A 25892-nucleotide genomic window follows, 5' to 3' on the forward strand; every position below is an offset into this window, starting at 1 on the left:
CAGCTTTTTGGTCGCACATCGAGGGCGTCCCGCAAGGCAGCCCATCGATAATTTATGAACGCCGCATGAAGGCGAAATGAGCATGTATGAGCAAAGCGATCGGCTCACTGATCACACCTGATCGATTTCGCTCGGATGAGAACGAAATCGATCAGGCCGGAGCACCGACAAGCCGCTCGACCCGGGGAACAGCAGGAGCGCCCTCGCCCGGCCTGGCCGCCGTCCTATCCGGCGTCGACCCCCATGGCCCGCACCAGGCCGGCGGGTCGCATGTCGGTCCAGGCACCTTCGATCACGTCGAGACACTCCTGACGCGACCCTTCCGGCCCCGCGGCGCGCCAGCCGCCCGGAACGTCGATATGTGCGGGCCACAACGAGTACTGACCCTCGCCGTTCACCAGCGCCACGAACCGTCCCGACTCGTCATCGAAAGGATTGGTCACGGCCGTCCCCCCACCTGTTCTCACTCTTTTCACGACACGTTCGTCAGTTGTGAACGGGCGTACCGCGTCGGTCGTTTTCCGCGGTGCGCCATCGAGCCCCCAACCCCCCACGGTGCGGCACCGGTAACGCGGAACGGAGATACGTTACGCCCCCGCATACCGTCAACATACACGCGTCCGAACCAGGGTTAACCCGACGTCACCCGTTCATGCCAATCACATTAGAGGACCCGGTCCAACGAAAGACGCGGATTCACCTGATTACTTACAAGTACCTGATCTTCCGCCAAGAAGCGCGCCCGCCCGACGAATATGCCAACCGCACCTGCGGGAAGATATTCAGCCATCCGATGTCCCTTCGGTGCCGGTACTGCTTGATATACACCACACACTTTCGGATAGCCTCCGGCGTGCGCCCGCGTGCTCCTGTTACGCACGCCGATCCCGGCAAGCCCCCGTGCGCCGGGTGCGCGCCCCGTCCGACCCGTGAGACGGCCGATCCGCGAGAGCTCCGGGGCCGAGCTCCTGCGGCAGCCGGGGCCAGGAGCACAGCGACAGCCACCGGGGCGGGGGCGAGCGGCCCTCAGTCCTTCTCCCTGCTCCCGCCCCCCGGATGCCGCATCCGGATCCAGACGTCGCGCGCCTGCCTGCCCGCCCGCGTCCTGCTGCGTGCGACGAGGGTGCGGGCCTGTTCCGGGGTCTCCACCATGGGGCCGGAACCGCGCAACGGCTTGCCCGCCGTCTCGTGGAGGAAGAGGGTCGCGACGAGCCCGACGGCACCCGCGACCATGAGGTAGTAGGCCGGGATCATGTCGTTTCCGGTCATCTCCACGAGGGCGGAGGCGAACAGCGGCGTGGTCCCGCCGAACAGCGACACGGAGATGTTGAAGGCGATCGACAGGGCGCCGTAGCGCAGCCGTGTCGGGAACAGCGCCGGAAGCGTGGATGCGGATGTCCCCGCGAAGCAGACCAGCAGCAGCCCGAGCACCCCGCAGCCGATCGCCGGAAGCAGGATCCCGCCCTGCCGGATGAGCAGGAAGGCCGGGATCGCGAACACGATGAGCGCCACGCTCCCGGCCATGAACACCGGACGCCGGCCCCAGCGGTCCGAGGATCTGCCGACCGCCGTGATGCTGAGCACCACGAGGAGCATGGTGCCGAGGACCAGCAACTGGGAGGTCGTCTCCGGCTCGCCGAGCGTCTCGGACATGTACGTCGGCAGGTAGGAGGTCACCATGTAGTTCGTGACGTTGTAGAGCAGCACCAGGCCCATGCAGATGAGCACCGCCTCCCAGTGCTCCGTGAAGATCTCCTTGAGCCGGCCCTTACCGGACTGCCGCGCCTGTTCCACGGGATCACCCTCGGACAGGGCCTCGGCCTGTGCCTCCTCCTCGCGCTGGAAGGCGGGGGTCTCCTCCAGCTTCAGCCTCATGTACAGACCGATCAGACCGAGCGGGCCCGCGACGAAGAACGGGATCCGCCATCCCCAGTCCGTCAGCCCGTCCGTACCGAGCACCGCGGTCAGCACGGTCACCAGACCGGAGCCGAGCGAATATCCGACAAAGGTCCCGAAGTCCAGCCAGCTGCCCAAAATCCCCCTGCGTTTGTCGGGCGCGTACTCCGCGATGTACGTCGTCGCGCCCGCGTACTCGCCACCTGTCGAGAAGCCCTGCACCAGACGGCACACCAGGAGCAGGAGCGGAGCGGCGAAACCGACCGCCGCGTAGGTGGGGAGGAAGCCGACGGCGAAGGTGCTCGCCGCCATCATGATCATGGTGATGGCCAGCACCTTCTGCCGCCCCACGCGGTCGCCGAGCGGCCCGAACACCAACCCGCCGAGCGGACGCACGAGGAAGGCGGCGGCGAAGGTCGCGAAGGTCGACACGACCTGCGCGCCCGGCGAGCTGGACGGGAAGAAGACCTTGCCCAGGGTCCCCGCGAGGTAGGCGTAGACACCGAAGTCGAACCACTCCATGGTGTTGCCGAGCGCCGCCGCCGTGACGGCGCGACGCACCTTCGGCGGATCGGTGACCATCACGTCCCCGGCGGCCAGGGACTTCTTGCGCCGCCGCAGAAGCGTCCGCACCATCCGGTCCGTCGCCGACCGCTCGCCCTGTTGCCGGAGGACACGTGGCTGTCGTCTCGGTCGGTGCATGAGAATGCCGCCCTCCGCTGTGGCCCGGCCCCTCCGCCGTACCGCGCGACGTCGGGCTTCTTTCCGACAGGCCCACCTTCCCCGTCCACACGGCAGAACGCCGCGTGACCGTGCCGTAAGAGTGAGCCAGGGGCCCCGTACGGGCGAGGCCGACGGCCTGAGCCCGCGTGTGGCGTCAGGGCGCCACACGCGGGCTCAGGCCACTCCCCGCCCCGTCAGACTCCCGCCAGCAGCGCCTCCAGTGCCGCCGCCGTCTCCGGGTGGCGGCCGACGAGTACCGCCCCCGAGGGGGCCTGCGCCTCGGCCCATGCGCCCTCGCAGCCCAGGAGTTCCGCCACGCTGTCGCACGTCTCCGGGTAGGCGACGAGCAGCCCGGCGCGGAGGGCCCCGCCGCCGTCGGCCGTCGCGGGCGCGGTCACCGTCTCCTGGGTTGCGTGCCACGGCGGGACCCAGGCGTCCAGCGCCGCGAGGCGGCCGGGGAAGACGCGTCCGGCTTCGCGGATCAGCAGCGGGGCCAGTTCGGCGCCCTCGGCCCGCAGGGTGGTGATCAGGGACGGCAGCCAGGGCAGCAGCACCGGGTCCGGCAGCCGTGCGAAGGCGTTCGAGACGGCCTCCACGACGAAGTCGGCCAGCTGCGGCACCGGCTCCAGGGCGTGGAGGAACCCGCTGAGGTAGCGCGGGTAGGCCGGCACCACCAGCGGGTTGGCCAGCAGTTCGTCGCACCGCTCCCTCAGCTCGGCGCGGGAGAGCTGCCCGAGCTGCACCTGGGCCGCCCACAGCAGCGCCACCCTCGAGGGCTCCTGCGGGTGCGACTGTGCGAAGGCCAGGGCCAGCTGGGTCCGGTCGCAGCCGAGCGACAGGGCCAGGCTCTCCATGCTGAAGAGGAATCCCAGCATCGCGGCGACCTGGCGGACGGTCGCGTCCTCGTCGGTGAACGCCGTCGGCAGGAGCGTGCAGTAGTGCGCGTAACCCGTCTCGGCGAAGGACTCGATCCACGACGGCAGCACCGGCCGGCTGATCCGGTAGTACGCCAGGAGCCGGCGCACCCTGCGCAGCACCTCGGGCGCCCCGTCGACGCTGCGCTCGGCGGCCAGCACCTCCAGGGCGCGGGTGCCCAGCTCGTCGGCGAGGCGGCCGCTGCGCAGATGCAGCACCGCGTCCTCGACGGCCGCGAGGACCTGCCCCGTGGTGGCGTTCGGGGCGTACGCGGCGCGGCGCAGGCGCTGCTCCAGGACCTGCTCGATGCTGACGCCCTCGTAACCCAGCTCGATGAGCGCCCGCTGATGGGTGCCCAGCGCCAGGTCCCAGGACTCCTGGACCGACTGCTTGCCGAGCTCCCGCTCACCCATGATCGGTCGTGCGGCGCCGTGAGGCATGAGGTGGCGCAGCATCCACAGCACATCGGAGCACCGGCGCAGCTCCGGCCGGGACGTCATGTCCAGCAGGGCCCGTTGCACCCCGCGCTGCTGGAGCTTGAGATCCAGCGGGGCGAGGCGGTCGTGGACGTCGCGGGCGAGGGGCGGCAGCGCGTCGTAGCCGACCTGGCCGATCCGGTCGCCGCCCATCAGGATCTCCACGAGGCGGCGGACATCGCGCCTGCCCGGCACGGTCTCCTTCTCGATGCAGGTGACCGCCGCGTCCTGGAAGTCGTACGGCGTGGGCCTGGCCCGGTCCCGCATGCCGGCCAGCAGGATCGACGTCTCGAACACGGCGATGGCGTCGGCGGTCGAGGCGAGGTAGCCGTTACGGCGGGCGGAGCGCACGATCTCCACCGACCAGCCGAGGAGTTCGGCCTCGTCGAGCCGGTCGAGGACGGGCGGGCTCTGAAGGAAGCCGGAGAGCTTGTCGGAGGGTGTTTCCGGTGCCACGGGGGTGGCCGCCGCGATCGTCCTCCTCGGCTTCGCCGCCTTCTTGGCGCCCGACTGACCCGCGAGCCGGTACGGCTCCACCCGGGTGCGCTTCAGGTTCTTCGCCCACTGGGTGGCGGCGATCGACACGGACCCGGCCGCGAGGCCGAACTGCGCCTCGATCGCCGCGTGGCTGGACGGGATCAGGCCGTGCTGCCAGGTGCTCTCGCCGGGCGGGGTGATCTCGAAGGTGTCACTGCCGTGGACGCCGAACTCCTCGACCCGGCTGGACGCGTGGAACGCGCCGCAGACGTAGAGGCAGTCCCCGGGGTCCGTACCGGTCGCGGCGAGGTGTTCGCGCATACGGGTCCACATGTAGCGCTCGCGGTCCTCGTCCACCCTGACCCGGTCCGTGTCCCCGGGGGCCAGCCTGCGGAACAGGCTGCCGATCAGGAGCATCACCTGGCGGTAGGTGTCGTGGTCGCTGTCGCCGAGCGGCAGTTCGACGTACTGGTGCCACCACTCCGACCAGTGCCGCACGCGGCCGTGGTGCAGGAGGTGCTCCTCCAGCTCGGCGAAGCGGGGCCGGAGGTCACCGATCTCGACCCCGACGGCGTCGCCGTGCAGCGCCGCCTCCTCCTCGGCGGGCGGCGCGTCGGGGTCCGGGGGCTCCGTCGCACCGGCCTGCCACTGGAACACGTGGTCCGAGGAGCGGTCGACGAGGACCAGCTCGACGCCCGGGGTGTCCAGTGCGTAGGCGATGGCCTGGTATTCGGCCGACGCCTCGGTGATCGGGGCGACGACCGACAGCGGCGCCCATTCCGCGGGGAAGCCCTTGACCTCGCTCGCGAACGCCTGGACCGCGACGGGGAGCCGGCAGTTGCGCAGCTCCGACAGGAGAGGCGCCATGTCCTCGCACAGCTCGAGATACACCACCTTCGGCTGTTTCTCCCGCAGCCGCCGTGCCATCGCCACCGCCGACGCGGGCGAGTGATGGCAGACGGGGAAGATCTCCAGCGGCTCACGCACGGCTCGGTCGACGTCGTCGACGATGCCCAGGAGGATGCCCTGCAGCGCGTCGGGTCCGTCGGCGAACTCCGTCGCCGCGTCCTGGAGTTGCCCCCGTAGCGCCTCGAAGGGGGTCCCCTCGGTCAGGGCGCTCACGACAGGGTGGCGATCGCCTCGCGGCCGCCCTCCAGGAACTCCGGCCAGGAGCCGCCCTCCTCCTTGCTGCGCGGCTCGACGACACCGTGCAGGTACTTGTTGAGGATGGCCAGGTCCTCGGGCTCGCGCCGCGCCAGCGACCCGACGAGCGAGGAGGCGAGGGTGCGGGCGGTCAGCGCACGCTCGCCGAAGAAGTTGCTGTGCAGGATCGCGTCCTCGAGGACACCGATCTGCTCGGCGCTCGACAGGGCGGACTCCAGCTTCTCGTCGTCGCTGCCGGCCGCGGCGGCGGAGGCCCGCAGGTCGGCGAAGCTCTGCAGCAGTACGTCGAGCAGGGTCGGCGGGACGTCCAGCTCGATCTGATGGCGGCGCAGCAGCTCCTCGGTGCGGAAGCGCACGATCTCCGCCTCGCTCTTCTTGTTCGTCACCACCGGGATGCGGACGAAGTTGAAGCGGCGCTTGAGCGCCGAGGACAGGTCGTTGACGCCCCGGTCACGGCTGTTGGCGGTGGCGATGACGGAGAAGCCCGGCCTGGCGAAGACGATGTTGTCGCTGTCCATCTCCGGGACCGAGATGTACTTCTCGGAGAGGATCGAGATCAGCGCGTCCTGTACGTCGCTGGTGGAGCGCGTGAGCTCCTCGAAACGGCCGATCGCCCCGGTCTCCATCGCGGTCATGATCGGAGAGGGGATCATCGACTCCCGCGACTGGCCCTTGGAGATCACCATGGACACGTTCCAGGAGTACTTGATGTGGTCCTCGGTGGTGCCTGCCGTGCCCTGCACCACGAGGGTGGAGTTACGGGAGATGGCCGCGGAGAGCAGCTCGGCCAGCCAGCTCTTGCCCGTGCCCGGGTCGCCGATGAGCAGCAGACCGCGGTCGGAGGCCAGCGTGACGATGGAACGCTCGACGAAGCTGCGGTCGCCGTACCACTTCTGGGAGATCTCCCGGTCGAGGCCGTCGGAGCGCTCGGAGCCCAGGATGAAGAGGCGGACCATCTTCGGCGACAGGCGCCAGGAGAAGGGCTTCGGGCCGTCGTCGACCGACTCCAGCCAGTCCAGCTCCTCGGCGTACTTGATCTCGGCGGGGGCGCGCAACAGGTCGGACATGCGTGTGCCTTTCTAAGAATTCGGGTTCGACTGCACCGGGCCGAGAGGCCTCAGGTGAGGAAGGTCTTGAGCTCGTGGACGAGCTTGCGTATGTGGCCGGAGAGGACCGGCGTCCCCTGGTCCTTGAAGCGCTCCCGGAACCACGGGTTGACGCTGGCGCGGCCGGAGCTGGTCACGGAGCCGACCGGGATGAATTTGGCCCCGGAGCGGTGGATGGCGGCCATGCTCTCGAACAGCGGCTCGGTCTGCCATTCGTAGAAGTCCGAGATCCACACCACGACCGTGTTGCGGGGCTCGGCGATCTTCGGCTGGGCCAGCGCCATGGCGACCGTGCCGTCGGTGCCGCCCCCGAGGTTGGTGCGCAGCAGGGTCTCGAACGGGTCGTGCACCCACGGGGTGAGGTCGAGTGCCTGGGTGTCGTACGCGATGAGGTGGACGTCCACCTTGGGCAGACCCGCGAAGATCGAGGCCAGGATGGTGCAGTTGACCATCGAGTCCACCATCGAGCCCGACTGGTCGACGACCACGATCAGCCGCTGGGGCGTGGTTTTACGCGCGGTGTGGCGGTAGAAGAGGCGGTCGACGTAGAGCCGTTCCTCCTCGGGGCTCCAGTTGGTGAGGTTCTTCCAGATCGTGCGGTCCAGGTCGAGGTTGCGGAAGACCCGCTTGGGCGGGACCGAGCGGTCCAGGGCGCCGACGGTGGACTTCTCCACCTGTGAGCGCAGCACCTCGGCGACCTCGTCGACGAAGCGACGGATCAGCGCCTTGGCGTTGGCCAGGGCCACTCCGGAGAGGTTGTCCTTGTCGCGCAGCAGCTGCTCGATCAGCGACATGCTCGGCGTCAGCTGTCCGGCCAGCTGGGGGTCGGCGAGCACCTCGCGCAGCCGCATCCGCCTGACCAGCCCGGCCTCGATGGAGCCGAGCTCCGGGCCGATCTCCGGGATGAGACGGCTGAGGTCGGGTGTCCTGCCGCCGCCGCCCGTACCCGTCGGGGCGGTGCCCGTCCCTCCGGAGCGTCCGCCGCGCAGTTCCCCGGGCTTGCAGCCGAGCGCCCGCTCCAGCCAGCCCGCGTCGGACTGCCACCGGGACAGCTGGCCGGCTGTGACGGTGCCGGGAGGGGAGTGGAACACGTTCAGCAGCACCTTCGACACGAGTGCGGCGCGCCGCACCTCGGCTGCCCGGTCGCGGGCGTCGGCATCTCCGTCCGCCTCCGCCTCCGGCACCATCAGACCGTCGAACTCGGCGGCCAGATCGGGGTGGCGCTGCACCACGGAGTCGACCGACGCCTGCGGATCGAGCAGCTTGGCGGGCAGGCCGATGTCCTCGACCACGGCCAGGCTCGCCGACTCCAGGGCCGGCTGCTCCTCGTGGTCGAAGAGCCGGGCGAGGAGGCGCCAGTACATGACCTGGCGACGGTTGTCGTGCGAGGGCTCTCCGGTCACCTCGGGACTCTGCTGTCCGGTCATTTCCGCAGCAGCCTTCCCGCGCGCTCGCTCAGCACCTTCGCGGCGTCGGTGGCGGCCTTCTCCGCCCTGACCCCGGCCTTGTCGGCCGTCCCTCCGGCCCACGCCCCCGCGTGCACCGAGGTCACCTTCTTCCGCACGGTGGTCTCGACGGCGAGCGGCTGTACACCGAACCTCCCGGCGTCCCAGCGGATGAGCGCGATGCACGCGCCCGACTTGGCGACGGCCTCGGGCGTGAGCGGCCCGGCGACCGGGATCCGGTCGGTGTCCACGACCAGTTCGGTCCCGGCGACGGTGAAGGTCAGCCGGCCGTCGTCATCCGTACGGGCGGTGTAGCCCTCCAGGAAGACGGGTACGGCGATGCGTGCCGGATGCCGGTCCAGAGGCGCGGTCACCGGGGCGGTCGCGGCGGGCAGCGCCACGCGGGCGGTGGCGAACGCCTCGGCCGGCTCACCGGGGCGGGCGTGCTCGTCGCTCCAGATGAGGTCGCCCTCGGCGGTGACCGGCATACCGCTGAGCTCCATCGAGCGGCCCTCGCCCGCGGCGGCGAGCAGCGACATGTGCGGGCGCAGCAGCTGCCAGATCCCGGCGCCGAGGACGGTGTCGGGCTTCGGCACGGAGACGCCGGCGCGCACGAGGCGGGGCGCGGATCCGTCCGCGGGCTCGAACACCGCGTGCACCTGCGCCTGGGCGGCGGTCGCGTGCTCCTGTACGTCGATGCCGAGAGGCAGCAGGCGTCCGTCGGCGGTCCCGACGGTGGGGGTGACGGCCGCTCCGGGCACCGTCAGCAGCATCCCGCGCGACCAGAGATCGGCCCAGCGGCGTAGCGGAAAGCGCTCCGCCGACGCACCGGGACAGGACGCGGCGAGTTCGGCGGCGAAGCCGTCGAGGAGGGTCGCGAGGCGGCGCAGGGACGGGTCGGGAAGCATCGCGGACACGACCTCCGCCGCCCCGGACACCACCTCGTGGTCGAGGCCCTGCCACCCGCAGCGCGCCAGATCGGAGAGCCAGGCGCGAGCGGCAGTCAGCAGATTCGCCGTCGGCTGCCCATCGGGGGCCGGTGCGGCCCACGCGCCGGGCGAACGGCCGGCCGCCTCCTCGGCACGGGTCAGCAGCGCGTCGTGGACGGAGCCGAGCAGCGCGGTCCGCGCGGCGGCCAGGGCCAGGAAGTGGTCCTCCCCGGCCGCTCCGGCCGCCGCCTTCCCGGCCGCCTCGGCGACCCTGGCGGCCAGCGGTGTCCCCACCACGGCGTCGGCGAGCCGCGTCGGGCCGGTGGTCCCGGCCTGCTGGGGGCGGAGCAGTCCGGCGACGAGAGCCCGGTCGAAGGCGTCGACCGCCTCCAGGGCTTCGTCCAGTCCGTCGACGGGTGCGGTGAGCAGTGCGGCGTGCATCATGCCACCGCCCGGGTCGGCGGGAAGAAGTGCATCTCGGGCAGCGGAGCCGTGACCGGGGGGTGTTCGAGATAGGCCAGGTGCCGCAGGAAGCGGCTGAAGACGGATGCCGCGGCCTTCGTCCCGTCCGCCTGGGGACGGGTGCTCCTCATGGCCGAGGCCAGCGCGGCCCCGTCCACCTCCCCCTCCGGGACCTCGGCCTTCAGATACCGGACGACGCGCTCGGCGCCGTACTGCAGGACCGCCTCGTTGATCAGGGCGCCGATGTGGTTGCAGAACGATCCGCGCGCACCGCCGCAGGGCCGGTTGTTGTTGGTGCTGCAGGCGAATGCGTAGCTCCCCGTGGCGACGGACGAGACGTAGACCCGGCCGATGTCCGAGCCGCTGGAGACCACACCCTGCAGGCGCCCGTCGGCCAGCTCGACGAACGGAACCTTGGCGAGCTTGCGCGGCCGCGCGGGTGGTATCACCCGTGCCGTGCTCGACCTCTCCCAATCGGACAACGCGCCATCTCCAATGCACAGCTGAGGGGTTGTTCACGCCGGACCGGCGGAACACGACTGAACCTACTGGCGCCCACTGACAACGCGATCCGGAGAAGGTCTAGGACAGCCCGGTGACGCGCATCGTGATGTTCAGCCGCCCCGAGCTCAGCCCGGTGTCCGGGCCGCCCGTGCCCTCGTGGACCTTCGGAACGCCGTGGTAGGCGAAGCGCGAGGGCCCGCCGAGGACGAAGAGGTCGCCCGAGGAGAGTTCGATGTCGGTGTAGGGCTTGGTGCGGGTCTCGGTGTTGCCGACGCGGAAGACGCAGGTGTCGCCGATGGACAGGGAGACGACCGGGGCGGACGACCGCTCGTCCTTGTCCTGGTGCATGCCCATCCTGGCCTGTCCGTCGTAGAAGTTGATGAGCGCGGTGTCCGGGGTGTAGTCCCGCGCGGCCGCCTCGTCCCCGTACGCGTCGAGGAGGGCCCGGCGGCCCAGCCGGACCATCCAGTCCGGGAAGGCGGCGACCTGCCGGCCGTTCACGTCGTCCGCCGTGCGGGTGTATCTGTACGGCTGCCAGTGCCATCCGACGCACACCGTCCTTACGGACATGACGCCGCCGCGCGGCAGCCGCGTGTGCCGGATGGGGACGGGGCCGGTGGCCCAGGCGCGGCACTCCGTCACCAGGTCGCGCTGCTGCGCGGGGCTGAGCCAGCCGGGCACGTGCCAGGCGCCCGGGGCGACCTCCATGGCGGGGCGCGGGATCAGGGCGCTCATGACGGCACCTGCCCCGGCCAGGAGGTGAGCCACCCGCCATGTACGTCCCAGGTGCCGCCGTCCGCCGTGGCACCACGCATGGCGTGGACGGTCTCAGGGCCGGCGAGCGCCGGGAGGCGGGAGTCCTGGAGGGAGGCGAAGGCGGCGGCAGCCGCTCGGGACGCGGCGTCCCTGCTGTGGCCCACGGTTTCGGTCCGGGGCTTCTGCTGCTCCAGCAACAGGGCGACCAGCGCGGCGAGTTCCTCCTCGGTGTGCTCGGCGGGGTCCCGCGGCATGCCGTGGCCGGCGAGGTCGTGGGAGCTGATCAGCGGGGACGGGCGTTCGGTGAGGTGGTTCATGGCGTCACTCCTCGTGGGCCGGCCGCCGCCGTCATGCCGCGTCGTGGAAGACGAGGCCGAGCGTGTGGCGCCGCCCGGAGCGGACGGTGCTCACGCCGTGCCGCATCGGCCCGGCCGACCAGCCCCGCCTGCCCGCCACGGGCCGGTCGCGGGTGGTGAAGATCAGCCCGTGCCCCTGCGGCAGGGTGGTGGACGATCCCCGTGACTGCGCCCGGGGACGCTGCTCCGTCATGATGAACTCGCCGCCGGTGAAATCGGTGCCGGGTACATCGAGGCCGACGACGACCTGGAGCGGGAACAGCATCTCCCCGAACACGTCGCGGTGCAGCGCGTTCCAGTCCCCGGGTCCGTAACTCAACAGGATCTGGGCGGACTTGGGCTGCCCGGCGTCGTGGCACATCGCCACCCACTCGGCCAGGCCGCCGGGCCAGGGTGCGGGCCTGCCGAGCCTGGCGGCCCAGTCCCGGGCGATGGGCAGGAGCCGCGGGTAGAACGCCGCCCGGAGCGCGGAGACCGGTTCGGGCAGGTCGTGCGTGAAGTAGCGGTAGGTGCCGGAGCCGAAGCGGTGCCGGGCCATGTCGACGGTCGTACGGAACCGCTCGGGCTCGTCGTACAGCGCGGTGAGGGCGTGGCACTCCTCGGGGGTGAGGAGGGGGCCGGTCAGGGCGCTGCCGTACGCGTCGAGGTCCTCGGCCAGGGCGTCCCAGCTCTGGCCCGCGACGCGCTCACTCAAGGGAGCGGCCGAGGGAGCGGCCGGCTGAAGGGTGTCGGTCATCGGTGCGCCTTCCTCGCGGGGCCCCAGGGCGTTCGCACGCCGTGGGACGCGCGGCCGTTCAGGCCGCCTGGTGGTGGTTCTCCAGGTCCAGGAGCTGCCTCTTGCGGTCGAGGCCGCCGGAGTAGCCGGTCAGGGCGCCGCTCGCGCCGATCACGCGGTGACAGGGGCGTACGACCAGCAGTGGGTTGGCGCCGATCGCGGTGCCCACCGAGCGGACGGCCGCGCGCGAGGCGCCGATCCGCGCGGCGATCTCGCCGTAGCTGAGCGTGGTGCCGTACGGGATGGCCTCCAGGGCCTCCCACACGCGCCGCTGGAAGTCGGTGCCACGGCTGACGGTGCACTCGATACCGAAGCCGGTCCGGCTCCCCCCGAAGTACGCGCGCAGCTCGGCGGTGATCGCGGTGAAGGCCTCCGGGCTCTCCGTCCAGCCCTCCTGGACCGTCGCCCCGCCCTTCTGGCCCGGCACGGAGAGCGAGGCGAGGGCCGTGCCGCCGTCGGCGGTGGCCGACTCCTCGCCCACCAGCAGCAGCTCGCCGAGCGGGCTGTCGATCGTGGTGTAGAGCGTCATCGTCATGGTCCTTCCGGATTCATCGGTCTTACACGTCAACTGTGCGGGCTCCGCGGCGAGACGGCTGGCGGGATTCGGACGTCACGCTGCCGTGGAGACGGGTCCGGTCCGCGGCAGCGTTCCAGAAGTGGTGCATGGCGTACGTGCGCCAGGGGCGCCACGCCTCGGCGTCCACCGCGTCGGCGCCCGCGTGCCGCATGCCCGCGTCGACGGCCGTGTCGCCGGTCAGCAGCACGTCGGGGTCGCCGAGCGCCCGCATGCGGATGTAGCCGGCCACCCGGGGGCCGACGCCCGGCAGGCTCAGGAGCTCCTTCTCCGCCTGGTCGCGGTCGGCGCCCGGGTCGAGCCCGATCCGCCCGTCGGCCAGGGCGGCGGCGAGGGCGCGCAGGGTGGCGCGCGAGGAGCCGGTGGTCCCCAGCTCCTCCAGGCCGGCTTCGGCCAGGTCGCCGGGGTCGGGGAACGTATGGGTGAGGGCGCCGCTGGGCACCTGGAGGGGCGCGCCGTAGGCCGTCACCAGGGCGCTGCCGAGCCGGCGTCCGGCGGCCGGGGTGACCTGCCGGCCGAGGACCGCCCGGACGGCCAGTTCGTGGACGTCCGCGGCACCGGGGGCCCGCAGCCCTGGCGTACGGGCGACGAGCGGGGCCAGCACGGGGTCGGCGCCCAGGCGTTCGGTGACCGCGTGGGGGTCGGCGTCCAGGTCGAAGAGGCGGCGCACCCGCTGGGTGGCGGTGGTCAGGTCGCGCAGGTCGCCCAGGTGCAGCCGGCACTCCAGCCAGCCGTCGCCGGTCCGCTCGCGGACCTCGGTGATACCGGTGCCGTGCGGGAGGCGCAGGGTGCGCCTGTAGATACGGTCGCCCCGTTCGCCGGCCATCTCCTCGATGCCGGTGAGGGCGCGGGCCGCGAGGTGGTCGAAGATCTCGGCCGCCGCGTACGGCCCCCGGTGGGCGAGCCGCAGCGGCACTCCCCCGGCCCCGTCGGCGGTGGGGACGGAGCCGAAGCGTGCGGAGCTGCCGGGCCGGGCGGTGCGCAGCTCACCGGGGGTGAGCGCGTAGATCTCCCGGACCGTGTCGTTGAACTGCCGCACGCTGGCGAAGCCGGAGGCGAACGCGATCTCGGCGGCCTGGAGGGTGGTCGTCTGCAGAAGGACCCGCGCGGTGTGGGCGCGCTGGGCGCGGGCGAGCGCGATGGGCCCGGCGCCGACCTCGGCGTTCAGCTGGCGCTGGACCTGCCGGGCGCTGTAGCCGAGGCGGGCGGCCAGTCCGGCCACGCCCTCCCGGTCGACGACTCCGTCGCCGATCAGCCTCATCGCCCGGCCGACCAGGTCGGCGCGCGCGTTCCAGTCCGCCGAGCCGGGCACCGCGTCCGGGCGGCAGCGTCGGCAGGCGCGGAATCCGCCGCCCTGAGCGGCGGCCGCGGTGGGGAAGAACGTGACGTTCCGGCGCCTGGGCGTGGTGGCGGGACAGCTCGGGCGGCAGTAGATCCCGGTCGTGGACACGGCGAAGAAGAACTCGCCGTCGAACCGGGCGTCGCGGCTGGTCACCGCCTCGTACCTGCTGTCGTCACTGGTCATGCTCCAAGGATGCGTCATACGCACCCCTGGGGCTGGCGGGAATCGGACACCGCGCTCCCTGCACGCCCCGGCCCCCAGAACTGGTCTCAGTCTTTCATTGGAATCATTCCAGAAAAGTGGTTGACTGCGTAGGTGATCGAAACCGAGGCCAGGACTCTCCTGCGCGGAGCGTCATTGCGAGTGACCCGTCCCAGGGTCGCCGTGCTCTCGGTGGTCCACGAGGCCCCGCACTCCGATGTCAGTACCCTCCTCACTCTGGTACGCACACGCATCGGAGCGGTCTCGACCCAAGCCGTCTACGACGTACTCAAGACACTCGTCGACGCCGGACTGGCGCGGCGGATCGGCCTGCCGAATTCTCCGGCACGGTACGAGGGACAGTCCCAGGACAACCATCAGCACGTGGTCTGCCGCTCGTGCGGCACGATCGCCGACGTCGATGTCCCCCCGGGCCCTCCGCGCCTCGAGGCGCCCCAGGAACACGGGTTCACCATCGACCACGTGGAGGTGACGTACTGGGGCCTCTGTCCCGGATGTCGGACCGACCGTGGCCGACGGGACCCGGAGTCGGTGCTTGCAAGTTTCCACACGGAGGAGCAGGACAATTTCTGAGAACACGAAGCCGCTGACCACTGCCGCCGGCGCACCGGTCGCGAACAACGAGAACGCCGTCACCGCCGGGCCGCGCGGCCCGATGCTGCTCCAGGACGTCTGGTTCCTGGAGAAGCTGGCCCACTTCAGCCGCGAGGTCATCCCGGAGCGTCGTATGCACGCCAAGGGATCCGGCGCCTTCGGCACCTTCAAGGTGACGCAGGACATCACCCGCTACTCCAGGGCCGCCCTCTTCTCCGAGGTCGGCAAGGAGACGGAGCTCTTCGCCCGGTTCTCGACCGTCGCCGGTGAGCGCGGCGCGGCCGACGCGGAGCGCGACATCCGCGGTTTCGCCCTCCGCTTCTACACGGAGGAGGGCAACTGGGACGTCGTCGGCAACAACACGCCGGTCTTCTTCCACCGGGACCCCCACCACTTCCCGGACCTCAACCGCGCCGTGAAGCGCGACCCGCGCACCAACCTGCGCTCGCCGGAGAACAACTGGGACTTCTGGACCAGCCTCCCCGAGGCGCTGCACCAGATCACCATCGTGATGTCGGACCGCGGCATCCCCGACGGCTACCGCCACATGCACGGCTTCGGCTCGCACACCTACTCGTTCATCAACGAGAGCAACGAGCGCTTCTGGGTGAAGTTCCACTTCCGTACGCAGCAGGGCATCAAGAACCTGACCGACCAGGAGGCCGCCGCGATCGTCGCCGACGACCGCGAGTCCTCCCAGGCGGACCTGTTCGACGCCATCGATCGCGGCGACCACCCGAAGTGGACCTTCTACATCCAGGTCATGCCGGAGGCGGACGCGGCGACCTACCGCTACCACCCCTTCGACCTCACCAAGGTCTGGTCGAAGAAGGACTACCCGCTCATCGAGGTCGGCGAGTTCGAGCTCAACCGCAACCCGGAGAACTACTTCGCGGACGTGGAGCAGGCCGCCTTCACGCCGGCCAACCTCGTCCCCGGTGTGGGTGCCTCGCCCGACCGCATGCTCCAGGGCCGGCTGTTCTCGTACGGTGACGCGGCCCGCTATCGCGTCGGGGTCAACCACCACCAGATCCCGGTGAACCAGCCCCGCGGCGCGAAGAACGTCAACACCTACCACCGCGACGGCCAGCTGCGCGTGGACGGCAACCAGGGCGCCGTGCCCGGTTACACCCCGAACAGCTACGGCCGCTGGGCGGAGCAGCCGCAGTTCGCCGAGCCGGGTCTGGCGCTCGACGGCGCCGCGGCCGACCGGTTCGACTACCGCGAGGACGACGACAACTACTTCGAGCAGCCGGGCAACCTCTTCCGGCAGATGACGCCGGAGGAGCAGGACGCCCTCTTCGGCAACACCGCGCGGGCGATCGACGGGGCCTCGCAGGCCACGATCGAGCGTCACATCCACCACTGCACGCAGGCCGACCCGGCCTACGGCGAGGGTGTGCGCAAGGCCATCGAGGCCCTGAAGGCCTCCAAGCAGGCCTGATCCGAGCTGTACGTGAGGGGCCCCGGGCGACGCGTCGTCGCCCGGGGCCCCTCCGCGGTGGCGACTACTCCAGCAGCGCCGTCCGCCCGAACATCTGCGCCGTGGCCCGCGCGCTGGGCGTCCCCGCGTCCAGGTCGGCACCCGCGGCGACCAGTGCGGCGACGATCGCGTCCTCGCCCTTGAACAAGGCTCCCGCCACCGGTGACTGGTCCCTGGCGTTACGCAGATCGACGTCGGCCCCTCGCCCGACCAGCGCCCGCACGGTCTCCGTCCGCCCGTGGTACGCGGCGAGCATGAGGGCGGTGTTGCCCTCCTGGTCCTGGACGTCGACCGGCAGCCCGTGGTCGAAGAACTCCAGGAGCTCCGCCGTACGCCCCTCCCTGGCCAGATCCGTCACGATCACGACGAGTTGGTGCGTCTGTTCCTCGGAAAGCGGTTCCATACCGCCACTCTAGGTCTGCGCCCCCGCGACCCACCGGACAGGGCGACACGGATCACATCGCCCACGGTGTCTGAACTTCACGAGAACTCCAGCGAAATGGCACGTGTGTGGATATCGTGCACCGAGCGAGGGCGCATCCGTCAGTCCACAGGATCGGCGGATGCGCCCCGTTTGTGGGGATGCAACTGTGGCTGGGGGGTTCATGGGGCATGTCGAAATACCTGAATCGGATATATCCGGGCCTGTCGGGCTCGCGGGAGCACCACGACCGCGTACCGCCGGGTCCCGGAATCACACGGTGGCTCCGCAGCAGTTGTGGAGAGCACCGACGACTGTCGAGCGCGATCACGCGGAGAGACCACGGGCGAAGAAGTCGCCCGATCCGCGTGTGCCCTTCCTCGTCCTGACCGATCTGCTGGGCCTGGGGGTTCCGGCATGGCTCGTGCTGCGGGCCGGTGATCACCCGGGGCCGCTGACCGCCGCGGCGTCGGCCGCGCTCGTATGGAGCGGGGTGCGTGCGGCACGCGGCCGGTACGCGCGCCGGCTGCCGGGGGAAGCGGCCGGAGCGGCATACGCCTCGTCGGGTGACTGGCTGGCGCTCGTCGGAGTGCTGGCGGTGCTGCTGGCCGTGACGGGCGGGGGCCTCGACCCGGCGACCGCCGTCGCGGCTCTGGTGCCCGGCCTTGCCGTGGCCGTCCTGGTGGGGGCCGCGGGCCGGTTACGGCGCACGGCGGGCCGGCGAGGGGGGCGCCGGGTCCTGGTGGTCGGCGAGGCGGCGGGCCTGGACCGGGCGGTGACTCTCCTCAACTCCCGTGCGGATCACCCGTACACAGCGGTGGCCGTGGTCCCGGTGGGCCCGGCGGCACCGGCCTGCGCGACCCCGGCTCCGGGGCGGCTGGGGCCCAGGCACGCCGACGACGACGTGTCCACGGTGCTCGGTGGCGCCTTCGCCCATGACGCGGATCTGGTGCTCGTCGCGCCCGGCCCGCAGCTCGACGACGACCGGCTGCGCCGGCTGGCATGGGGTCTGCACGACGGCGGGCTGGCCCTCTGCGTCCTCTCGGAGCTGTCGGGCGTCGCCGCCGCCCGGGTGCGGCCGGCCTCCGCCGCCGGACTGACACTGCTGCATGTCGCACCGCCGTTGCGGCACGGTCCGCAGGCCGCGCTCAAGGCCGTCGTGGACCGGGCGGGCGCCGCTCTCGGGCTGCTGGCGCTCGCGCCCCTGTTCTTCGGGGTGGCTCTGGCGGTGCGGCTCTCGTCACCGGGCCCGGTCTTCCACCGCCAGACGCGTCACGGGCTGCACAACAGGCCGTTCACCATGTGGAAGTTCCGCACGATGGTGGCGGACGCGGAGTCCCTCAGGGAGCAGCTCTCGGCAGCGAACGAGAGCGAGGGCCCGATGTTCAAGATGCGCCGCGATCCTCGGGTGACCCGCATCGGCCACGCCCTGCGGCGCACCTCCGTGGACGAGCTCCCTCAGCTTCTCAACGTGCTACGGGGTGACATGTCCCTGGTGGGTCCTCGTCCCCCGCTGCCGGAGGAGGTCTCGCGCTACGACGACCGGGAGCTGCGGCGGCTGGCGGTACGGCCGGGTCTGACCGGTCTGTGGCAGGTCAGCGGGCGGTCGGACCTGTCCTGGCAGGAGACGGTCTCGCTGGACCTCTGGTACGTGGACAACTGGTCCGTGGCGACGGACATGGGGCTCCTCGCCAGAACGGTGCGCGCCGTCACCGACGGCCGCGGGGCGTACTGAGACGTGGTAGGGGGACACGAGGAGACGGGCGTGCACGGGTTCAGTGCGTACCGCGGCCGTCCGGCCGGAGCGTCAGCCCCGAGGGGCGTTCCGGCCGAGCCACCAGGCGTAGGTGCGGGCGATACCGTCCCGCAGGGGGATCTGCGGCTTGTAGCCGAGGGAGGAGAGCCGGGACACGTCAAGGAGCTTGCGCGGGGTTCCGTCGGGCTTCGACGTGTCCCAGACGATGCGGCCCTGATACTCCGTCACATCGCGTACGGTCTCAGCGAGTTCACGGATGGTGAGATCCTCGCCGCACCCGACGTTGACCGGCTCGGCACCGTCGTACACCTCCAGCAGCCGCGCACAGGCGGCGGCGAGATCGTCGACGTGGAGGAACTCACGGCGGGGGCTGCCGGACCCCCACAGGGTGACCTCGTCCGCACCGTCCCGTTTCGCCTCGTGGAAGCGGCGGATCAGGGCGGGCAGCACATGGGAGGTCTCCAGGTCGAAGTTGTCCCCCGGACCGTAGAGATTGGTGGGCATGGCGCTGATGTACGAGGCGCCGTACTGCCGTCGGTACGACTGGACCTGCACGATCCCGGCGATCTTGGCCAGCGCGTAGGCCTCGTTGGTCGGCTCCAGGGGGCCGGTGAGCAGCGCGTCCTCGGGGATCGGCTGCGGGGCGTGCTTGGGGTAGATGCACGACGAGCCGAGGAAGAGCAGCCGCTGGATCCCGGCGGCGTGCGCGCCCGCGATCACCGAGAGCTGGATCCGGAGGTTGTCCTCCAGGAACTGCACCGGACTCGTGCTGTTGGCCATGATCCCGCCCACCTTGGCGGCGGCCAGCACGACCGCGTCCGGGCGGGTGTCGCGCAGGAACGCCTCGGTCGGCGCGGCCTCGCGCAGATCGAGTTCGTCCCGGCCACGGGTGACCACGTCGTGGCCGTCGGCGGTGAGTCGGCGCACCAGCGCCGAGCCGACGAGGCCGCGGTGGCCCGCGACGAATATGCGGGCGCCGGGGCGCAGCAGGGGGCGGGCGGATTCCTGGGACGGTCCTGGGAGGTCAGTCGTCATGGCCCGGATTCTGCCAGGAGCACGGCAGCCGGGTGACGCTTTGCCGCATTCCGCTCAGATCGCGATATTTCAATGCACCGAACCGCCCGACGGGCGACCAGAGAAGGGGGGAGTCATGGCGAAAACCGCACTCATCACCGGCGTGACCGGACAGGACGGTTCGTACCTGGCGGAGCTGCTGCTCGAGAAGGGGTACACGGTCCACGGCCTGATACGCCGCTCCTCGAGCTTCAACACGGAGCGGATCGACCACATCTATCAGGGGCCCGAGGAAGCAGATCGTTCTTTCGTGCTCCATCACGCCGATCTGTCCGACGGGGTCGCGCTGGTCAACCTGCTGCGGGACATACAGCCCGACGAGGTCTACAACCTCGGCGCGCAGTCCCATGTCCGGGTGTCGTTCGACTCACCGCTGTACACGGGGGACGTCACAGGGCTCGGAACGGTCCGGCTGCTGGAGGCGATACGGGCCAGCCGCATCGAGACCCGGGTCTACCAGGCTTCCTCCTCCGAGATGTTCGGCGCCAGCCCGCCCCCGCAGAACGAGGGGACGCCGTTCCACCCGCGCAGCCCGTACAGCGTGGCCAAGGTGTACGCGTACTGGGCGACGGTCAACTACCGCGAGGCGTACGGCATGTTCGCCACCAACGGCATCCTGTTCAACCACGAGTCCCCGCGCCGCGGCGAGACCTTCGTGACCCGCAAGATCACCCGTGGGGTGGCCAGGATCAAGGCGGGCCTGCAGGACCGGCTGCATCTGGGCAACCTCGACGCCGTACGCGACTGGGGGTACGCCCCCGAGTACGTGGAGGCGATGTGGCGGATGCTCCAGTGCGACACCCCCGACGACTACGTGGTGGCCACCGGTGAGGGGGTCAGCGTCCGGCAGTTCCTCGAGTACGCCTTCGAGCACGCGGGCCTCGACTGGGCGGAGCACGTCCGCTACGACCCGAAGTACGAGCGCCCCAGCGAGGTCGACGCGCTGATCGGCGACGCGTCCAAGGCGGAGGAGCTCCTCGGCTGGAAGCCGGAGGTGAAGTCGCGGGAGCTGGCCCGGATCATGGTGGACGCCGACATCCGGCTGCTGAGCGACCAGCTCACGGGTTCCGCGGTCCGGGTGGACAGATGAGAGGGGCCGGACGCCTCAGACGCACCCGGGGCGGTGCGCACGCGTCGGACCCGACGGCGGAATCGGCCGAGAGCCACAGCATCGTGCCGGTCACCGGCACATGGACCGAATCGGCGGTCCCCCACAACACCCGGCCGACGCCATCCGCGTCCGGACCGGGCACCATCACCGGCGCGCCATCGGTCTCCACCGGCCACTCGGCGGAACTGGACGCGTCCGCACCGGACGGAGCCCTCGGCTCCGTCTCCTCACTCGCCCTGACCAGCAGCGGGACGGACAGTCTCCGTAACCGGTCGAGCGAGGCAACCGCGGCCTGCCGGCCGCAGCTCGTCCTCACCATCGGAGTTGAATGATGAACGGAAGCACTGGGCGGAGACCCCGGGGAAGCGGCCGTGTGCGGGCCGCGTCCGCCGCGCTCTGCCTGTTCGCGGGAGCCCTGACCGCGACAGCGGCCGGGGCCTCCCCGGCGGCGGCGCTGACACCGCCGGTGGCCATCACCGCGGACGACCTCTCCACCTGGCAGACCAACGGGATCGTCTGGTCGATGGCCGCGACGGAGGGGACCGTCTACGCCGGCGGCACCTTCTCGACCGTCCGGCCGCCGGACGCGGCACCGGGAACCTCGGAGCAGCCCGCGGTCAACTTCGCCGCGTTCGACGCGGCGACCGGCGCGCCCACAGGGTGCAGCCTGTCGTTCACCCAGTCCTCGGGGACCGCCACCGTACGGGCGCTCGCACTGTCACCCGACGGTGAGACCCTCTACGTCGGCGGCCAGTTCGGGTCGGTCAACGGCGAGGGCGTCAGCAACATCGCCGCCGTCGACACGGCGACCTGCACGCCCCGCGAGGACTTCAAGATCTCCGTCTCGGCGACCGTACGGGCTCTGGACGTCACCGCCGACACCGTCTATCTGGCCGGTGACTTCAACAGCGTGGGCGGGCAGACGAGGAACAAGTTCGCCGCCGTCACCACCGACGCCGGCCTGCTGCCGTGGAAGGCGAACGCCGACGAGGTGGCCCGGGCGGTCCAGGTGACCCCCGACGGGCAGCACGTGGCGCTCGGCGGGGACTTCTTCACCGTCAACGGCACCACCTCGCACGCGCTCGCCGTCGTCGACGCCACCACGGGGGCGCTCACCAAGAGCTACCCGGGCTTCATCCCCGAAACCTCGACGGTGCAGGACCTCACGACCGACTCGACCGGTCTCTACACCGCCAACGAGGGCACCGGAGGCGGTGTGTTCGACGGCCGGATCGCCATCGACCTCGACGACTACCAGCAGCGCTGGCGGGACACCTGCCTGGGCGCCACCCAGGCCGTCCTGGTCCACTCGGGCGTGCTGTACAGCGGGAGTCACGCCCATGACTGCGCCAGCATGGGCGGGTTCGCCGACCAGCCGCGCAAGCATCTGCTGGCCCAGTCCGTCGACGACCCGACGCTGCTGCCCTGGTTCCCGGACACCAACGACGGTATCGGTGAGCCCGTCGGGCCCCGCGTGATGACGCAGACCGACAAGGGCGGCCACCACTACCTGTGGGTCGGCGGGGAGTTCACCACCGTCAACGGCGCCGGGCAGCAGGGCCTGACCCGGTTCGCCGACGGCCCGGACACCGGGGCCCCCTGGGTTCCCAACGTCAGTCTCTCCACGGTCACCCCGGGGCGGATCGACGTGGACTGGCAGACCAGCTTCGACACCGACGACGGGGAGCTGACCTACCGGATCTACAAGGACGGCGCGAGCACGCCCGTGCACACGGTCACGGGATACTCGCTCTTCTGGGACCGTCCGCAGCTGAAGTGGACGGACACCGATGTGGCGGCCGGTGAGACGCACTCGTACCGCATCACCGCGAGCGACGGGACCAACACCAGCGCCAAGTCCCCGGCACAGTCGGCGACCGTGGCCGCGTCGACACAGGCCTACCCGGCGCGGGTGCTGTCGGACGGCGCCTCGCTGTACTGGCGCTACGACGAGGGCGCCTCCACCTTCGCGGCGGACACCACGGGCGGCCTGAACAGCGGCTTCCTGCGCAACGCGCCCTCCTACCGGCAGACTCCGGCCGCGATCGCGGGCGACTCGACCGCCATCGGGTTCGACGGCTCCAGTGAGTACGCGTACAGCAACAAGCGTCACGCGCAGCCCACCCGCTTCTCCGTGGAGACCTGGATCAAGACCACCACCACCCGGGGCGGCAAGATCATCGGCTTCGGCAATCTGAGCATGCAGAACAGCACCCGCTTCGACAAGCATGTGTACATGGCCAACGACGGGCGGCTCGTCTTCGGTGTCTACAGCGGCGGCCGCCGTACGGTGACCACGGCCGGGGCCTACAACGACGGCAACTGGCACCATGTCGTCGCCACCCAGGGCACCAACGGCATTCGGCTGTACGTCGACGGGCAGCTGCGCGCGTCGAATCTCCTCTACACGGGCAACGAGAACTACCCGGGCTACTGGCGGGTCGGCGGGGACAACCTGACCAACTGGGCCAACCGTCCGACCAGCAACTTCTTCGCCGGTCAGATCGACGAGACCGCCGTGTACCCGACCGCGCTGAGCGCTTCCCAGGTAAGCGCGCACTACGGCCTGAGGAACGCTGAATGAGACACCCGTTCCTGGCCGGCACCGCCGTCGCGCTCGCGACGGCGGTGCTGGCCGCCTGCGGCTCGTCCGGCGGGTCCGGCGACGGGGGCAAGGAGTCCGCAGCGGCGGCGGGCGGTACGCCGTCCGCCGCGGCGACGGCGTCCCCCACGCCGTCGCCGGCCCGTACGGCGGCCCCGGCACCTCGGAAGCCCAGCAGTACGCCGAAGGCTCCCGCCGGGGACATCACCCCGGCTACCGGTTCCTTCACCAGGAAGCAGAAGGAGTATCTGACCGATCGCGTGCCCAAGGGGATGGACCCGGCCGCGGTGCTCCAGACCGGGCAGGAGACCTGTGACAGGCTCCGCTACCTGGTCAAGGCCGACCGGGGCATCGCCGTCGCGGCGGTCGTCTCCGGTGAGGTCGCGGACGCGAAGCCGGCCGTGACCCATCTCTGTCCCCAGCACCAGGACGTCGTCGACGAGGCCGCGCTCGGTTACGCCGACGGCACCCACAAGGGCGCCGGGCTCCGGCCGGGGCGGTACAGGGCCCCCTCCCCCACCAAGGCCTGCAGCTGGCAGGTGGCGGGGGCGGACGGCAAGGAGCTGGAGTCGGGCTCCTCCGGCACGGGCGAGCAGGTGGAGATCACCGTCGCCCGATCCGCCCGCGCCTTCACCTCCACAGGCTGCTACGCCTGGCTGCCGCAAGGAGACAACTGATGAGCAAGCTGCCCATCGCCGTCGCGATCCCCACGAAGAACGAGGGCCTGAACATCGCCGAGGCGGTGAAGTCGGTCCTGGGCCACTTCGAGGCGGTCGTCGTGGTGGACTCCCACAGCACCGACGACACGGCGAAGATCGCCGAGGAGTGCGGGGCCGAAGTCGTCACGTACACCTGGGACGGAGGGCATCCGCGCAAGAAGCAGTGGTGCCTGGAGAACGTGCGCACGGACCTGGACTGGATCCTGCTGCTCGACGGTGACGAGCGGCTGAGTCCCGGGCTGCTGGCGGAGCTGCGGAGGATCTTCGCCGACGCGGACAGCCCGAAGCCCGCCGCGTACGACATCCCGCTGGGCTACTGGTTCTCGGGAAAGCGGCTGCGGCACGGCTACACGATCCGCAAGCGGTCCCTGACTGACCGGACCCGGTGCCACTACCCGGAGGTGGGCGACCTCGCGGCGCCCGGCATCGGGGAGGTCGAGGGGCACTACCAGCCGGTCGCGCCGACGGCCGAGGCACTGAGCAATCCCATCGAGCACCAGGACCTGGACCCCGTCACCGCCTGGTTCGAGCGGCACAACCGCTACTCCGACTGGGAGGCCTGGCTGGAGCAGCACCCCGATGTCAAGGAACAGGTGCGGAAGGTGAAGTCCCGTCAGGGCCAGCTCTTCCACAAGGCGCCGTTCAAGCCGCTGGTGTCCTTCGCCTACATGTACGTCTACCGCCGGGGCTTCCTCGACGGGCGCGCCGGTCTGGACTTCGCGCTGGCCATGAGCTTCTACCGCTGGCAGATAGCGCTCAAGTCCCGTGAAGGGCAGATGGGGTGAAGGATCACGCCCTCCGGCGGACCACGTCCTCGTAGGTCCCCCGGAGGGTCCGGGTGACGGCCTCGATGGTGAACTGCTCGTTGACCAGGTTCCACGCGGCCTTGCCCGCACGGTCGTTGGCCTCGGGCTCCAGCAGTTCCAGGACCGCGTCCGCGACCTTGCGGGCGTTCTCCGCGTCCTGGCCGACCCGGCTGTCGATCACCCGGCCCGCTCCGGCGGCCGCCACGTCGGGGCCGAGTCCGCAGGTCCGGGTGATGACGGCGGGCGTGCCGACGGACATGGCCTCCAGGACCGACACGCCCAGGGGCTCCTCGATCGACGGCAGGACGTACACATCGGCCTGCCGCCCGGCCGCGAGCACCTCTTCGTGGCCGAGGGGGCCCACATGGTCCAGCGAGTCCATGACGCCGAGTTTCCGGGCGAGCGCCAACGTGCCGGGGAGCGCGCCGGTGTCCGGTCCCGCGAGGACGAAGCGGGCGTCGGGGTGCCGGGCGAGGACGGCGGGCATCGCCGCGACGAAGTCCTCGGGCCGCTTGCGCTCCTGGACGCGGGCCAGGAAGAGGACGGTGGGCGGCCGGCCCTCGTCCCGGGCGGGCTTGCGCTCCTGCGGCCGTACGCCGTTGACGAGCCTGACGGTGTTGGTGAGGGCGACCGGCGCGGCGACCGCGTTCACGTCGAGGCGCTCGGCCTCGGTGAGGTGCAGCACGGCGTCGGCGCGGCGCAGCACCGTGCGGACGCCCAGCAGGTCGGTGAGCTGGGCGACTCGCTTCTCCGTCGGGTCGACCATGCCGTGCGTCTGGACCACGAGGGGGGTGCGGGTGGCGAGGGCGAGGAGCGCGGCGGGCAGGGTCACGAGGTCGCGCATCAGGTGGACGTGGACGAGGTCGGCGCCGCGCATCATGCGGCGCGCGGTGTTCAGCAGGGCACCGGAGGTGATGCCGCTGACCTCGAACATCGGCAGCAGGTGCCGCGCCTGGAAGAGGTGCACGGGCACCCCTTCGACCGTGTCCGGCAGCGCGCCCTCGAAGCCGTCGCCGAGCGCCATGATGCGGGCGTCGTCGCCGTCGGCGCGCTGGACCTTGGACAGGTTGAGCGCGACCCGGGTGGGCCCGCCGAACGCGTGGTCCGGAGTGTGCAGCGTGACGATGTGCAGGACCTTCACCAGGGTTCCCCTCAACCTCGGCCGACTGTTCACAGACTAGTCATCTCATCACCTCAAGTGGGC

Annotated in this window: 23 protein-coding genes; 8 read left to right on the forward strand and 15 right to left on the reverse strand. The window is 71.0% G+C overall.

All coding sequences use genetic code 11. The annotated features are described in order from the left end of the window. Positions 1 to 224 precede the first annotated feature (224 nt). From ACIQM3_RS34210 to ACIQM3_RS34265, 12 genes are all read right to left on the reverse strand, one after another. Positions 225 to 443: an MbtH family protein gene (locus tag ACIQM3_RS34210; protein WP_401631374.1), complete on the reverse strand. Its 219-nt coding sequence runs from the start codon at positions 441 to 443 to the stop codon at positions 225 to 227. Positions 444 to 1026: 583 nt separating this feature from the next. Beyond that, positions 1027 to 2532, reverse strand: a complete 1506-nt coding sequence (gene proP, locus ACIQM3_RS34215) for a glycine betaine/L-proline transporter ProP (protein ID WP_401631377.1) — start codon at positions 2530 to 2532, stop codon at positions 1027 to 1029. Between the two features lie 281 nt (positions 2533 to 2813). Then, the gene (locus ACIQM3_RS34220; RefSeq protein WP_401631380.1) at positions 2814 to 5609 is read right to left on the reverse strand and encodes a hypothetical protein; all 2796 of its coding nucleotides are present in this window, start codon (positions 5607 to 5609) and stop codon (positions 2814 to 2816) included. Further along, complete coding sequence (locus tag ACIQM3_RS34225) at positions 5606 to 6718, reverse strand: AAA family ATPase (RefSeq protein ID WP_401631383.1); 1113 nt, start codon at positions 6716 to 6718, stop codon at positions 5606 to 5608. The genes ACIQM3_RS34220 and ACIQM3_RS34225 overlap by 4 nt, the downstream gene beginning before the upstream one ends. 50 nt (positions 6719 to 6768) lie before the next feature. Next, positions 6769 to 8184 carry a VWA domain-containing protein gene (locus ACIQM3_RS34230; RefSeq protein WP_401631384.1) on the reverse strand — a complete coding sequence of 472 codons (1416 nt, stop codon included), beginning with the start codon at positions 8182 to 8184 and terminating at the stop codon, positions 6769 to 6771. Next, positions 8181 to 9572: a hypothetical protein gene (locus ACIQM3_RS34235; RefSeq protein WP_401631886.1), complete on the reverse strand. Its 1392-nt coding sequence runs from the start codon at positions 9570 to 9572 to the stop codon at positions 8181 to 8183. Before ACIQM3_RS34235 ends, ACIQM3_RS34230 begins: the two co-directional genes overlap by 4 nt. After that, a complete protein-coding gene (locus tag ACIQM3_RS34240) occupies positions 9572 to 10075 on the reverse strand; it encodes a hypothetical protein (protein ID WP_393764564.1) in 504 nt (167 codons plus the stop codon). The genes ACIQM3_RS34235 and ACIQM3_RS34240 overlap by 1 nt, the downstream gene beginning before the upstream one ends. A gap of 100 nt (positions 10076 to 10175) precedes the next feature. Beyond that, on the reverse strand, positions 10176 to 10832 hold the full coding sequence (locus tag ACIQM3_RS34245) for an alpha-ketoglutarate-dependent dioxygenase AlkB family protein (RefSeq protein WP_401631388.1): 657 nt from the start codon (positions 10830 to 10832) through the stop codon (positions 10176 to 10178). Continuing rightward, positions 10829 to 11170: a hypothetical protein gene (locus tag ACIQM3_RS34250; protein WP_401631390.1), complete on the reverse strand. Its 342-nt coding sequence runs from the start codon at positions 11168 to 11170 to the stop codon at positions 10829 to 10831. The genes ACIQM3_RS34245 and ACIQM3_RS34250 overlap by 4 nt, the downstream gene beginning before the upstream one ends. Before the next feature lie 31 nt (positions 11171 to 11201). Beyond that, positions 11202 to 11945, reverse strand: coding sequence for a 2OG-Fe(II) oxygenase (locus ACIQM3_RS34255; RefSeq protein ID WP_401631393.1), 744 nt, complete (start codon positions 11943 to 11945; stop codon positions 11202 to 11204). Positions 11946 to 12003: 58 nt separating this feature from the next. Then, positions 12004 to 12513: a methylated-DNA--[protein]-cysteine S-methyltransferase gene (locus tag ACIQM3_RS34260; protein ID WP_401631396.1), complete on the reverse strand. Its 510-nt coding sequence runs from the start codon at positions 12511 to 12513 to the stop codon at positions 12004 to 12006. A 28-nt stretch (positions 12514 to 12541) separates the two neighbouring features. Beyond that, positions 12542 to 14083, reverse strand: coding sequence for an AlkA N-terminal domain-containing protein (locus ACIQM3_RS34265; protein WP_401631397.1), 1542 nt, complete (start codon positions 14081 to 14083; stop codon positions 12542 to 12544). A gap of 132 nt (positions 14084 to 14215) precedes the next feature. Between ACIQM3_RS34265 and ACIQM3_RS34270 the strand changes: the two genes are divergently transcribed. Both ACIQM3_RS34270 and ACIQM3_RS34275 read left to right on the forward strand, forming a co-directional pair. Then, entirely contained in the window at positions 14216 to 14695 is a 480-nt protein-coding gene (locus ACIQM3_RS34270) for a Fur family transcriptional regulator (protein ID WP_401631399.1), read from the forward strand. Further along, positions 14688 to 16160: a catalase gene (locus ACIQM3_RS34275; RefSeq protein ID WP_401631889.1), complete on the forward strand. Its 1473-nt coding sequence runs from the start codon at positions 14688 to 14690 to the stop codon at positions 16158 to 16160. Before ACIQM3_RS34270 ends, ACIQM3_RS34275 begins: the two co-directional genes overlap by 8 nt. A 64-nt stretch (positions 16161 to 16224) precedes the next feature. Here ACIQM3_RS34275 and ACIQM3_RS34280 read toward each other — a convergent pair whose 3' ends face one another. Beyond that, positions 16225 to 16602 (reverse strand): ankyrin repeat domain-containing protein, encoded by a 378-nt coding sequence (locus tag ACIQM3_RS34280; protein ID WP_401631402.1) that lies wholly within the window; start codon positions 16600 to 16602, stop codon positions 16225 to 16227. Between the two features lie 202 nt (positions 16603 to 16804). On the opposite strand from ACIQM3_RS34280, the gene ACIQM3_RS34285 reads away from it, so the two are divergent. Beyond that, positions 16805 to 18355: an exopolysaccharide biosynthesis polyprenyl glycosylphosphotransferase gene (locus ACIQM3_RS34285; RefSeq protein WP_401631406.1), complete on the forward strand. Its 1551-nt coding sequence runs from the start codon at positions 16805 to 16807 to the stop codon at positions 18353 to 18355. A gap of 72 nt (positions 18356 to 18427) precedes the next feature. On the opposite strand, the gene ACIQM3_RS34290 is transcribed toward ACIQM3_RS34285, so the two are convergent. Then, the gene (locus ACIQM3_RS34290) at positions 18428 to 19411 is read right to left on the reverse strand and encodes a GDP-L-fucose synthase family protein (RefSeq protein ID WP_401631409.1); all 984 of its coding nucleotides are present in this window, start codon (positions 19409 to 19411) and stop codon (positions 18428 to 18430) included. A gap of 115 nt (positions 19412 to 19526) precedes the next feature. On the opposite strand from ACIQM3_RS34290, the gene gmd reads away from it, so the two are divergent. From gmd to ACIQM3_RS34315, 5 genes are read left to right on the forward strand one after another with little or no spacing between them, the layout of a single operon-like run. Then, a complete protein-coding gene (gmd, locus tag ACIQM3_RS34295) occupies positions 19527 to 20540 on the forward strand; it encodes a GDP-mannose 4,6-dehydratase (protein WP_401631411.1) in 1014 nt (337 codons plus the stop codon). Beyond that, positions 20537 to 20893, forward strand: a complete 357-nt coding sequence (locus ACIQM3_RS34300; protein WP_401631414.1) for a hypothetical protein — start codon at positions 20537 to 20539, stop codon at positions 20891 to 20893. Before gmd ends, ACIQM3_RS34300 begins: the two co-directional genes overlap by 4 nt. Next, the gene (locus ACIQM3_RS34305; RefSeq protein ID WP_401631416.1) at positions 20890 to 23145 is read left to right on the forward strand and encodes a LamG-like jellyroll fold domain-containing protein; all 2256 of its coding nucleotides are present in this window, start codon (positions 20890 to 20892) and stop codon (positions 23143 to 23145) included. The genes ACIQM3_RS34300 and ACIQM3_RS34305 overlap by 4 nt, the downstream gene beginning before the upstream one ends. After that, the gene (locus tag ACIQM3_RS34310) at positions 23142 to 23840 is read left to right on the forward strand and encodes a hypothetical protein (protein ID WP_401631419.1); all 699 of its coding nucleotides are present in this window, start codon (positions 23142 to 23144) and stop codon (positions 23838 to 23840) included. Before ACIQM3_RS34305 ends, ACIQM3_RS34310 begins: the two co-directional genes overlap by 4 nt. Then, complete coding sequence (locus ACIQM3_RS34315) at positions 23840 to 24667, forward strand: glycosyltransferase family 2 protein (protein WP_401631420.1); 828 nt, start codon at positions 23840 to 23842, stop codon at positions 24665 to 24667. The genes ACIQM3_RS34310 and ACIQM3_RS34315 overlap by 1 nt, the downstream gene beginning before the upstream one ends. Positions 24668 to 24671: 4 nt before the next feature. On the opposite strand, the gene ACIQM3_RS34320 is transcribed toward ACIQM3_RS34315, so the two are convergent. Further along, the gene (locus tag ACIQM3_RS34320; protein ID WP_401631424.1) at positions 24672 to 25829 is read right to left on the reverse strand and encodes a glycosyltransferase; all 1158 of its coding nucleotides are present in this window, start codon (positions 25827 to 25829) and stop codon (positions 24672 to 24674) included. Positions 25830 to 25892: the final 63 nt, after the last annotated feature.

Source organism: Streptomyces sp. NPDC091271, from assembly GCF_044757505.1.
Lineage (GTDB): Bacteria > Actinomycetota > Actinomycetes > Streptomycetales > Streptomycetaceae > Streptomyces.

Coding starts and splice junctions, on each gene's coding strand:
- proP (WP_401631377.1), bottom strand. CDS start 2,532: ATGGTGCGGACGCTTCTGCGGCGGCGCAAGAAGTCCCTGGCCGCCGGG.
- ACIQM3_RS34225 (WP_401631383.1), bottom strand. CDS start 6,718: ATGTCCGACCTGTTGCGCGCCCCCGCCGAGATCAAGTACGCCGAGGAG.
- ACIQM3_RS34230 (WP_401631384.1), bottom strand. CDS start 8,184: ATGACCGGACAGCAGAGTCCCGAGGTGACCGGAGAGCCCTCGCACGAC.
- ACIQM3_RS34235 (WP_401631886.1), bottom strand. CDS start 9,572: ATGCACGCCGCACTGCTCACCGCACCCGTCGACGGACTGGACGAAGCC.
- ACIQM3_RS34245 (WP_401631388.1), bottom strand. CDS start 10,832: ATGAGCGCCCTGATCCCGCGCCCCGCCATGGAGGTCGCCCCGGGCGCC.
- ACIQM3_RS34250 (WP_401631390.1), bottom strand. CDS start 11,170: ATGAACCACCTCACCGAACGCCCGTCCCCGCTGATCAGCTCCCACGAC.
- ACIQM3_RS34255 (WP_401631393.1), bottom strand. CDS start 11,945: ATGACCGACACCCTTCAGCCGGCCGCTCCCTCGGCCGCTCCCTTGAGT.
- ACIQM3_RS34260 (WP_401631396.1), bottom strand. CDS start 12,513: ATGACGCTCTACACCACGATCGACAGCCCGCTCGGCGAGCTGCTGCTG.
- ACIQM3_RS34265 (WP_401631397.1), bottom strand. CDS start 14,083: ATGACCAGTGACGACAGCAGGTACGAGGCGGTGACCAGCCGCGACGCC.
- ACIQM3_RS34280 (WP_401631402.1), bottom strand. CDS start 16,602: ATGGAACCGCTTTCCGAGGAACAGACGCACCAACTCGTCGTGATCGTG.
- ACIQM3_RS34285 (WP_401631406.1), top strand. CDS start 16,805: ATGGGGCATGTCGAAATACCTGAATCGGATATATCCGGGCCTGTCGGG.
- ACIQM3_RS34290 (WP_401631409.1), bottom strand. CDS start 19,411: ATGACGACTGACCTCCCAGGACCGTCCCAGGAATCCGCCCGCCCCCTG.
- gmd (WP_401631411.1), top strand. CDS start 19,527: ATGGCGAAAACCGCACTCATCACCGGCGTGACCGGACAGGACGGTTCG.
- ACIQM3_RS34300 (WP_401631414.1), top strand. CDS start 20,537: ATGAGAGGGGCCGGACGCCTCAGACGCACCCGGGGCGGTGCGCACGCG.
- ACIQM3_RS34305 (WP_401631416.1), top strand. CDS start 20,890: ATGATGAACGGAAGCACTGGGCGGAGACCCCGGGGAAGCGGCCGTGTG.
- ACIQM3_RS34310 (WP_401631419.1), top strand. CDS start 23,142: ATGAGACACCCGTTCCTGGCCGGCACCGCCGTCGCGCTCGCGACGGCG.
- ACIQM3_RS34315 (WP_401631420.1), top strand. CDS start 23,840: ATGAGCAAGCTGCCCATCGCCGTCGCGATCCCCACGAAGAACGAGGGC.